Annotated in this window: 4 protein-coding genes and 2 rRNA genes (1 of these 6 cut by a window edge); 4 read left to right on the top strand and 2 right to left on the bottom strand. The window is 68.2% G+C overall.

Annotated elements, in window-relative coordinates:
* From HD597_RS40305 to HD597_RS66170, 3 genes are all read left to right on the top strand, one after another.
* A 23S ribosomal RNA gene (locus HD597_RS40305) occupies positions 1–2668 on the top strand; it begins 437 nt to the left of the window's first position.
* A gap of 130 nt (positions 2669–2798) precedes the next feature.
* Positions 2799–2915 (top strand): 5S ribosomal RNA (gene rrf / locus HD597_RS40300).
* Positions 2916–3961: 1046 nt separating this feature from the next.
* Positions 3962–7009, top strand: coding sequence for a tetratricopeptide repeat protein (locus HD597_RS66170; RefSeq protein WP_253749617.1), 3048 nt, complete (start codon positions 3962–3964; stop codon positions 7007–7009).
* Between the two features lie 32 nt (positions 7010–7041).
* Here the strand turns inward: HD597_RS66170 and HD597_RS40290 are convergent, their stop codons facing one another.
* A complete protein-coding gene (locus HD597_RS40290) occupies positions 7042–7671 on the bottom strand; it encodes a LysE family translocator (protein WP_253749615.1) in 630 nt (209 codons plus the stop codon).
* Positions 7672–7769: 98 nt separating this feature from the next.
* Between HD597_RS40290 and HD597_RS40285 the strand changes: the two genes are divergently transcribed.
* Positions 7770–8228, top strand: a complete 459-nt coding sequence (locus tag HD597_RS40285) for an Lrp/AsnC family transcriptional regulator (protein ID WP_253749613.1) — start codon at positions 7770–7772, stop codon at positions 8226–8228.
* 37 nt (positions 8229–8265) lie between these two features.
* On the opposite strand, the gene HD597_RS40280 is transcribed toward HD597_RS40285, so the two are convergent.
* The gene (locus HD597_RS40280; protein ID WP_253749611.1) at positions 8266–9735 is read right to left on the bottom strand and encodes a phosphodiester glycosidase family protein; all 1470 of its coding nucleotides are present in this window, start codon (positions 9733–9735) and stop codon (positions 8266–8268) included.
* Between the last annotated feature and the right edge of the window lie 45 nt (positions 9736–9780).

Genomic DNA, 9780 nt, shown 5'->3' with positions numbered 1-9780 from the left:
CTTCCTGAGGGGATCCCAAGTAGCACGGGGCCCGAGAAATCCTGTGTGAATCTGCCAGGACCACCTGGTAAGCCTAAATACTCCCTGATGACCGATAGTGCACGAGTACCGTGAGGGAAAGGTGAAAAGTGCCCCGGTGAGGGGTCGTGAAATAGTACCTGAAACCGTGTGCCTACAAGCCGTAGGAGCTTAGCTGATTTTCGGATCGGCTGTGATGTGACTGCGTGCCTTTTGAAGAATGAGCCTGCGAGTTATGGTGTGTGGCGAGGTTAACCCGTGTGGGGGAGCCGTAGCGAAAGCGAGTCTGAAGAGGGCGTTTGAGTCGCATGCTGTAGACCCGAAGCGGAGTGATCTACGCATGGGCAGGTTGAAGCTCAGGTAAGACTGGGTGGAGGACCGAACCCACCAGGGTTGAAAACCTGGGGGATGATCTGTGTGTAGGGGTGAAAGGCCAATCAAACTCCGTGATAGCTGGTTCTCCCCGAAATGCATTTAGGTGCAGCGTCGCGTGTTTCTTGCCGGAGGTAGAGCACTGGATGGCCGATGGGCCCGACAAGGTTACTGACGTCAGCCAAACTCCGAATGCCGGTAAGTGAGAGCGTGGCAGTGAGACTGCGGGCGATAAGGTTCGTAGTCGAGAGGGAAACAGCCCAGATCACCGACTAAGGCCCCTAAGCGTGTGCTAAGTGGGAAAGGATGTGGAGTCGCAGAGACAACCAGGAGGTTGGCTTAGAAGCAGCCACCCTTGAAAGAGTGCGTAATAGCTCACTGGTCAAGTGATTCTGCGCCGACAATGTAGCGGGGCTCAAGTACACCGCCGAAGTCGTGGCATTGATCCCCATGTGGGGTTGATGGGTAGGGGAGCGTCGTGCAGCCGGTGAAGCAGCAGAGTGATCTAGTTGTGGAGGCTGTGCGAGTGAGAATGCAGGCATGAGTAGCGAATCGAGGGTGAGAAACCCTCGCGCCGGATGACCAAGGGTTCCTGGGCCAGGCTAATCCGCCCAGGGTAAGTCGGGACCTAAGGCGAGGCCGACAGGCGTAGTCGATGGACAACGGGTTGATATTCCCGTACCCGCTTCAATGCGCCCATACTGAACCTCGTGATGCTAAGAGTCCTTAACTCGGGTTGTCCTTCGGGACGACCGTCAGAGTGAACGCTCGGTCCGATCGGGTAGTAGGTAAGCGATGGGGTGACGCAGGAAGGTAGTCCAGCCCAGGCGATGGTTGTCCTGGGGTAAGCATGTAGGGCGGGACGTAGGCAAATCCGCGTTCCTTCAGCCTGAGATGTGATGCCGAGCCGATTGTGGTGAAGTGGATGATCCTATGCTGCCGAGAAAAGCCTCTAGTGAGTGTTGTGGCGGCCCGTACCCTAAACCGACTCAGGTGGTCAGGTAGAGAATACTAAGGCGATCGGGTGAACTGTGGTTAAGGAACTCGGCAAATTGCCCCCGTAACTTCGGGAGAAGGGGGACCTCTGCTGGTGATGAGTCTTGCACTCGGAGCTGGTGGGGGTCGCAGTGGCCAGGGGGAAGCGACTGTTTACTAAAAACACAGGTCCGTGCGAAGTCGTAAGACGATGTATACGGACTGACGCCTGCCCGGTGCCGGAACGTTAAGGGGACCGCTTAGCTGTGGTAACGCAGCGAAGGTGAGAACTTAAGCGCCGGTAAACGGCGGTGGTAACTATAACCATCCTAAGGTAGCGAAATTCCTTGTCGGGTAAGTTCCGACCTGCACGAATGGCGTAACGACTTCCCCGCTGTCTCAACCGCAGACCCGGCGAAATTGCACTACGAGTAAAGATGCTCGTTACGCGCAGCAGGACGGAAAGACCCCGGGACCTTCACTACAGCTTGACATTGGCGTTTGGAGCGTCTTGTGTAGGATAGGTGGGAGACTGGGAAGCTCGGACGCTAGTTCGGGTGGAGTCATTGGTGAAATACCACTCTGGTCGTTTTGAACGTCTAACTCTGGTCCGTGATCCGGATCGGGGACAGTGTCTGGTGGGTAGTTTAACTGGGGCGGTTGCCTCCCAAAGAGTAACGGAGGCGCCCAAAGGTTCCCTCAGCCTGGTTGGCAATCAGGTGTTGAGTGTAAGTGCACAAGGGAGCTTGACTGTGAGACTGACGGGTCGAGCAGGAGCGAAAGCTGGGACTAGTGATCCGGCATCGGCGTGTGGAAGCGGTGTCGCTCAACGGCTAAAAGGTACCCCGGGGATAACAGGCTGATCTTCCCCAAGAGTCCATATCGACGGGATGGTTTGGCACCTCGATGTCGGCTCGTCGCATCCTGGGGCTGGAGTAGGTCCCAAGGGTTGGGCTGTTCGCCCATTAAAGCGGTACGCGAGCTGGGTTTAGAACGTCGCGAGACAGTTCGGTCCCTATCCGCTGCGCGCGCAGGAGACTTGAAAGGGGCTGTCCCTAGTACGAGAGGACCGGGACGGACGAACCTCTGGTGTGCCAGTTGTACCGCCAGGTGCACGGCTGGTTGGCTACGTTCGGAAGGGATAACCGCTGAAAGCATCTAAGCGGGAAGCTCGCCTTGAGATGAGGTCTCCCACCACGAGAGTGGGTAAGGCTCCCGGTAGACGACCGGGTTGATAGGCCGGAGGTGGAAGCACGGTAACGTGTGGAGCTGACCGGTACTAATAGGCCGAGGACTTGACCACAAAGCATTGTGCTTGGTGTGTGCTGCGCTCTGTTACTCTTCGCCGGGTCCAGAGCTGCGCCGCATCAAGGTACTTCTTGCTCGCGTCCACTACGCAATTCTGAGACAGCAAACAGGCTGTTTCGCAGGGTTACGGCGGTTATGGCGGGAAGGAAACACCCGGTTACATTCCGAACCCGGAAGTTAAGCTTCTCTGCGCCGATGGTACTGCACTCGGGAGGGTGTGGGAGAGTAGGTCACCGCCGGACAATCTTTATAGGGAAGAGCCCCGACCAGTACTGGTCGGGGCTCTTTTCATTTCACCGTGCATAGGGCGCTTTCCGGGCATGACGGAGTTCCGGTGGCGACCCTCTGAGGTGCGGGTCACTCTGGAACAGTGACGGCTTCGCCCCCTTCAAGAGACACCTCCGGGCCGGCTCGGCGTAATCGCCGGCGCCGGAGTCTTCTCGTCTGGACCCTTACCCCGATTTCGCTCACTTTGGTGGCAGCGGGAGTGACCGACTATGTCGCCGACATGTATGGGATGCCTGGCTCGTTGTTAATGGTGCTGGGTGAGCAGGACAGCCTGATCAGTGTCTCCTTGGGGATGTTCGGGCTGTTCCTGGCGGCTGTGCTGGTCCTGGTGCGGCGCCGGATCGCCGCGCGGTCGTCGCCGCGAGGGGGCGCGCTCGTCGGATGCGGCATGGGGCGGCCGGTCGATCCTGCGCTGGCGGGAGGGGCCGGCATGACAGGGGAGGCGGCGACGCCGGCGGGGCCAGGGGTCGCGGTCGGCGGGGATGGGGCATCCGGAGCGACAGGTGACGCTCCGGCAGGCACATCCTCTCTGAGAGGCGACGCCGCATCATCAGCCACCCCCGCCGCGCAGGCAGGTTCCCCTCCGGTACAGGCCGGCGTCCCCGTCGAGCATGCGGGCTTCCTGGCCGCTCAGGCTGGGGCATCTCCCGCGCAGGCGGACTCTCACCCCGCTCAGGCTGGGGAGCCGTCCGCGCACGCGGGCGCTGATGCCGATCCGGTTGGGGCATCCGATCCGGCTGGGAAGGCTTCTGGGCAGGCGGGCTCGGATGCCGATCCGGCTGGGGTGCCTCCCGGGCAGGGGGGCTCTGGCGGCGCGCAGGCTGAGTCGCCCGCGGCCGGGAGCGGGTCGCCCGCCGGGACCGGGTCGCCCGCCGGGACCGGGTCGCCCGCCGAGACCGGGTCGCCCGCTGGGCAGGAGGGGCGCCACGCCACGCAGGGCGGGTCGGTTGGTCCGCCGGTTGTGCGGAATCCCGGGCGGAGGGAGCGGCGCCTCGGACGGGTGGAGCGTTCCATCGAGGTGGGGGGTGACAACACCGGGGTGGCGATGACCGGTGACAGGGCCACGGCCGTGAACGTCGGGCACGTGGACGTCGCCGGGGATGTGCGGCTGCCGCCACGCCCCCAGGTCCCCACCCGCCCGGTGCAGCTCCCGCCGCGCCCTCCGAGCCTGCTCGGGCGGGACGAGACGGTGGCGGAGCTGCGGGCGCGGCTGGCCGGGGGCCGGACCCAGCCGTGCGTGGTGGCCGTGCACGGGCTGGGCGGGGTGGGAAAGACGAGCCTGGTCCTGGAGTACGCCCACCGCAACCTGCGGGAGTACCAGCTCGTGTGGCAACTGCCGGCCGCCGACCCGGCCGTGTTGTCCGCCGCGTTCGCCCGGCTGGCGGCGCTGCTGGGGTTACGGGACAGCGTGGACGCCGCCGACCCCGTCGACCAGGTGCACGCCGCGCTGGCGGCCCGTACCGACCCCTGGTTGCTGATCTTCGACAACGCCCCGGAGGCTGATGCCCTGCGCCCTTTTCTACCCCCGGCGGGGCCGGGGCACGTGCTGGTCACGAGCAGGTCCGGGAGCTGGCCGCGCGAGCAGGGGCTGGAGCTGCCGGTGCTGGAGCCGGAGCCGGCGGTGGCGCTGGTGCTGGCCCGGTCGGGGCAGGACGACGCCGAGGCGGCCTCGGCCGTGGTGGCGGAGCTGGGCGCGCTGCCGCTGGCGCTGGAGCAGGCGGCGGCGTTCATGGCCGAGACCGGGCTGGCCCTGGGCGAGTACCTCGACCTGCTTCACGACCAGCGGGCCGGGCTGCTCGCGCAGGGGCAGGCCTGGGGGTACGAGGAGCGGATCACCACGACGTGGCAGCTCGCGTTCAGGAACCTGGCGGGCACCAGCCGGCAGGCGATCGCGTTGCTGCGGGTGCTGGCCTGCTACTCGCACGAGGCCATCCCGTACCATCTGCTGCTGTCGCCGCTCGAAGGGCGTACAGCGCGGGAGCTGTTCGCCGACGACGTGCAGCGGCAGCGGGCGTACGGACGGGTGGCGGGCTCGCGGGTGCGGCTGTTGCGGGACTTCCGGCCCTGGATGAGCGCGGTCGCGGTGCTGCAGGAGCTGCCGCGCGACCCGCTCGCGATCAACGCCGCCGTCGGCGCGCTGCGCGGCCACAGCCTGATCGGGCAGCCGATGGAGGGCACGGTGTCGGTGCACCGCCTGGTCCAGGCCGTCACCCTCGACCAGCTCGCGCCGCACGAGCAGCAGCGCTGGCGGGACGCGGCCGCGGTGCTCCTGGAGTCGGTGCTGCCCGACGATCCCACCCGGCTCAGGTCCTGGCCCCGGTACGCCCTGCTCCTGCCGCACATCCTGGCCGCGCTGACGCCGATCTCGCCGGGCATGGACAAGACCGCCCAGTACCTGGGGGCGAGCGGCGACTACCGTACGGCGAGGTCGTTGTCCCGGGAGATCTGCGACGCGCTGACCGTGAAGCTGGGGGCCGAGCATCCGTCCACGCTGACCGCGCGGCACGAGCTGGCCCGCTGGACGGGGGAGCTGGGCGACGCGGTGGCGGCGCGCCGGCAGTACGCGGAGCTGCTGCCCATCCGGATGGGCCAGCTGGGCGCCGAGCATCCGATCACCCTCACCATCCGGCACGAGCTGGCCCGCTGGACGGGCGAGCTGGGTGACGCGGCGGCGGCCGGGGACCAGTACGCCGAGCTGCTGCCGGTGAGCGAGCGGGTGCAGGGGCCCGAGCATCCGAACACGCTGACCATCCGGCACGAGCTGGCCCGCTGGACGGGCGAGCTGGGGGACGCGGAGGCGGCCAGGGACATGTACGCCGAGCTGGTGCCCATCAGGGAACGCGTCCAGGGCCCCGACCACCCTGACACCCTGGCGGCCAGGGCGAACCTGGCGCAGTGGACGGGGCAGGCGGGCGACCCGGCGGCGGCCCGCGACCAGTACGCGGCGCTGCTGCCGATCCGCGAGCGCGTCCAGGGCCCGGAGCACCCGTCCACGCTGATCAACCGGCACGAGCTGGCGCGGTGGACGGGCGAGCTGGGCGACGCGGAGGCGGCCAGGGACCAGTACGCGGCGCTGCTCGTCGTGCGCGGGCGCGTGTCCGGCCCCGAGCATCCCGACACGCTGACGATCCGGCACGAGCTGGCGCGGTGGACGGGCGAGCTGGGCGACGCGGAGGCGGCCAGGGACCAGTACGCGGCGCTGCTGCCGATCAGGGAACGCGTCCAGGGCCGCGACCACCCGGACACTTTGATGGCCAGGGCGAACCTGGCGCAGTGGACGGGGCAGGCGGGCGACCCGGCGGCGGCCCGCGACCACTACGCGGCGCTCCTGCCGATCCGCGAGCGCGTCCTCGGCCCCCAGCACCCCGCCACCCTGATCACCCGGCACGAGCTGGCCCGCTGGACCGGCGAGCTCGGCGACACCGTCTCCGCCCGCGACCAGTACGCCGAGCTGCTCATCCGCCGTGAGCACGCCTCGGGCGGCGAGCATCCGGACACCCTGACCACCCGGCACAATCTCGCCTACTGGACCGGCCAGGCGGGTGACGCGGTGGCGGCCCGCGACCAGTGCGCGAGCCTCCTGCTCACCAGGGAACGCGTCCTCGGGCCCGAGCACCCGGACACCCTGATCACCCGGCACAACCTGGCGTACTGGACGGGGCAGGCGGGGGACGCGGAGGCGGCCAGGGAGCAGTACGCGGCGCTGCTCGCCGTGCGGGAGCGGGTGCTCGGCCCCGAGCATCCCGACACGCTGACGATCCGGCACGAGCTGGCGCGGTGGATCGGCGAGCTGGGGGACGCGGGGGCGGCCAGGGACGCGTACACGGCCCTGCTGCCCCTGCGCGAGCGGGTCTCCGGGCCCGAGCACCCCGACACGCTGACCGCCCGCGCCAACCTGGCGTACTGGACGGGGCAGGCGGGGGATCCGGCGGCGGCGCGCGACCAGTACGCGGCCCTGCTGCCCATCAGGGAGAGGGTGCTCGGCTCCGGCCATCCGGCGACCCGCACCACCAGGGAGCAGCTCGCCTACTGGGGCGGGCGTGCCTAGCCCACTGATCAGCCGCTGCCCGAAGTGGCGGGTCAGTGGGCGCCGAGGGTGGCCGCGGCGACCACGAGCAGCAGCGTGCCCGAGACCGCCGAGATCCGGCGCGCCGCCTTCGGGGTGCCGGTCAGGGTGGTGCTCGCCCGCGCCGTGGCGACCGCGACGAGGCCGTAGAGCAGGGCGCAGTTGACGACGTGCAGCAGGCCGAGCGCGGTGAGCTGGAGCCCGAGCGGCACGCCGGTCCCGGTCGAGATGAACTGCGGCATCAGCGACAGGTAGAGCAGCAGGCCCTTCGGGTTGAGCAGGGCCGTGAGCGCGCTCTGCCGCAGCACCCTGCGGCGCGGCTCGGCGGCCGGCGCGCCGAGCGGCCGGGGCTCGCGGGAGCGCAGCGACATCAACGTCCTGACGGCCAGGAAGACCAGGTACGCCGCCCCGGCGTAACGCATCACGGGCAGCGCGGCGGGCACGGCGCGCAGGGCGGTGGCCAGTCCCGCGGCGGCCAGGGCGGTGTGCACGGCGTACCCGCAGCAGATGCCCGCCACCGCCGTCAGCCCGGTCCTGCGGCCCTGGCCGAGGGAGCGGGCCAGCACGTAGAGCATGTCCGGCCCCGGGGTGCAGATCAGCAGCAGATCCATGCCGAGGAACAGGAGCAGCAGCTCGGTGTCCATGATGTCTCTCCTCCTGCTTGCGACGGTAGCCGAGCAGGGGTGGCACACGATGGTGGATTCGTGCCGGTGGACCAGCATCCGTGGCACGATGTTGCGCCATGGACGCTATTGACCACAGGATCCTCCAAGAGCTCCAGCGGGACGGGCGGCTGAGCAACACCGAGCTGGCCGACCGGGTGGGGCTGACGCCGTCGCCGTGCCTGCGGCGGGTGCGGCAGCTGGAGGAGAGCGGGGTGATCCGCGGGTATCGGGCGCTGCTCGACGGTGACGCCGTGGGGCGGGGGTTCCAGGCGTTCGTCACCGTGGTGATGAGGTACGAGGATCACGACACGGTGGCTGAGTTCGAGCGGCGGGTGTCGGAGATGCGGGAGGTGGTGGAGGCGTACCGGCTGTTCGGGGATCCGGACTTCCTGCTGCGGGTCGCGGTGGCGGATCTGGCGGCGTACGAGCGGTTCTACTCCGAGACGCTGTCCGGGCTGCCGGGGGTGGCACAGGTGACCTCGCACCTGGCGATGAAGGCCGTGAAGGCGGACGTCGGGCTGCCGGTGACCGGCTGACCGGCGAGGGCTCGCTGGAGCCCCCGCCGGACCTGTGTTACTGCGGCAGGACGAGCAGGGCGTCGCCGACTGCGCGCTCCGCGCCGTCGGACGGGCGGTTGACGACCTTGTTGCCGACGACCATGGCCGTGGAGCCGCCGCCGTCCAGGTTGATCGCCTGCGTGGCTCCCATCCACCGCATGAACTGGGCCGCCTCCACGAAGTTGGCGCCCACCGTCACCCCGGGCTGGCGCCCGTCGATGGTGGCCAGGATCAGGCTGCCGTTGCGGGTGGTGCCGAGCAGCGTGCGCGGGTGGCGGCGCAGGATCATGTTGATCGAGTCGTGCCCGTCGAGCTTGGCGGTGATCTTCACCTTGCCGTTGCGTACGAGGCCGACGCCGCCCGCGACCACGTTCAGCTCAGGGGTGAGCTGGAGCGCCCGCTTCGTCCGCAGGTCCACGAGCTTGGTGTCGATCTCGACCTTCCAGTCCTGCCACGCGTGCTCGTTGAGCCAGTCGGCGGCCACGCCGTTGCCGTGCAGCACCCGCATGCCGGCGGTCACCGCGCCGCCCGAGGCGCGCAGCCCGACGACCTTGTTGCTCGCGTCGATGACGGCGTCGACCCCGCCGGTGGGCGTCTTGGCGCCGTACTCCTCCGTGTAGAGCACCAATTCGTCCGTCGTGGCGGCTCGGTTGATGCCGTTGACCTCGACCTTCTCGCCGTCCTGTGAGATCGCCGTCACGGTCGACCTCAGCTCGGTGATCTTCGCGGTACGGCCCTTCAGCACGACGGCGGAGCGGCCGGGCACGGCCTCGCTGAGCAGCTTGCCGCCCACGACGGACGCGCCGAGGGGCTCGCCGCGCAGTGCCGGGGAGGTGTGGATGTTGAAGAAGCCGCCGTTGACGCCGAGCAGGGCCTTGCGGCCCTTGACCATCGAGGAGACGGTCTCCCGCTTGGCCACGCTGGCGCCGAGCGAGGCGGCGTACGAGCCGCGGAACGTCCTGACGTCGATCAGCGCGACCTTGACGTTCCACGGGCCGGTGGTCTTGACCCCGTCGTCACCCAGGTAGTCGACCTTGACCTTCAGGCCCGCGTCCTTGAGCTTCTTGCCCATCTCGTCGGCCTTCTTCTTGTCCCTTAACGGCCACAGGCCGACGCGGACCATGTAGACGGTCTGGGAAGGGGAGTCGGCCACCGCCGGCCGCACCACCTCCTGCACGCTGGGCGTCTCGCCGGCGGCCTCCACCTGCGCGGCCACGGACTCGGCCGTCGAGAGCGACCCGGCGTCACGGCCGTTGGGCATCAGGATGCTCACCGTGTAGCCGTCGGTGGACGTGCCGGCCTTCACGTCGTACAGGTCGACGCCCTGCGCCACGGTGGTCATCGTCTTGGTCGGCACGGGCCGCGCGCCCAGCGGGAACTTCGCCGACGGGAACCGCACCGACTGCTGCTCCGCTGTCGCGGGCAACGCGGTGAGGGTGAGCGCCGCGGCTATGGCCAGGCCGCCGGCGAGGGTGCGTCGAGACATGAACTCTCCAGAGGGCGGAAAAGGGACCGCACCATAGTGGCGAGA

The sequence above is a fragment of the Nonomuraea thailandensis genome, from assembly GCF_024172165.1.
Taxonomy (GTDB): domain Bacteria; phylum Actinomycetota; class Actinomycetes; order Streptosporangiales; family Streptosporangiaceae; genus Nonomuraea; species Nonomuraea thailandensis.
This window is presented reverse-complemented; position numbering and strand designations above follow the sequence as displayed.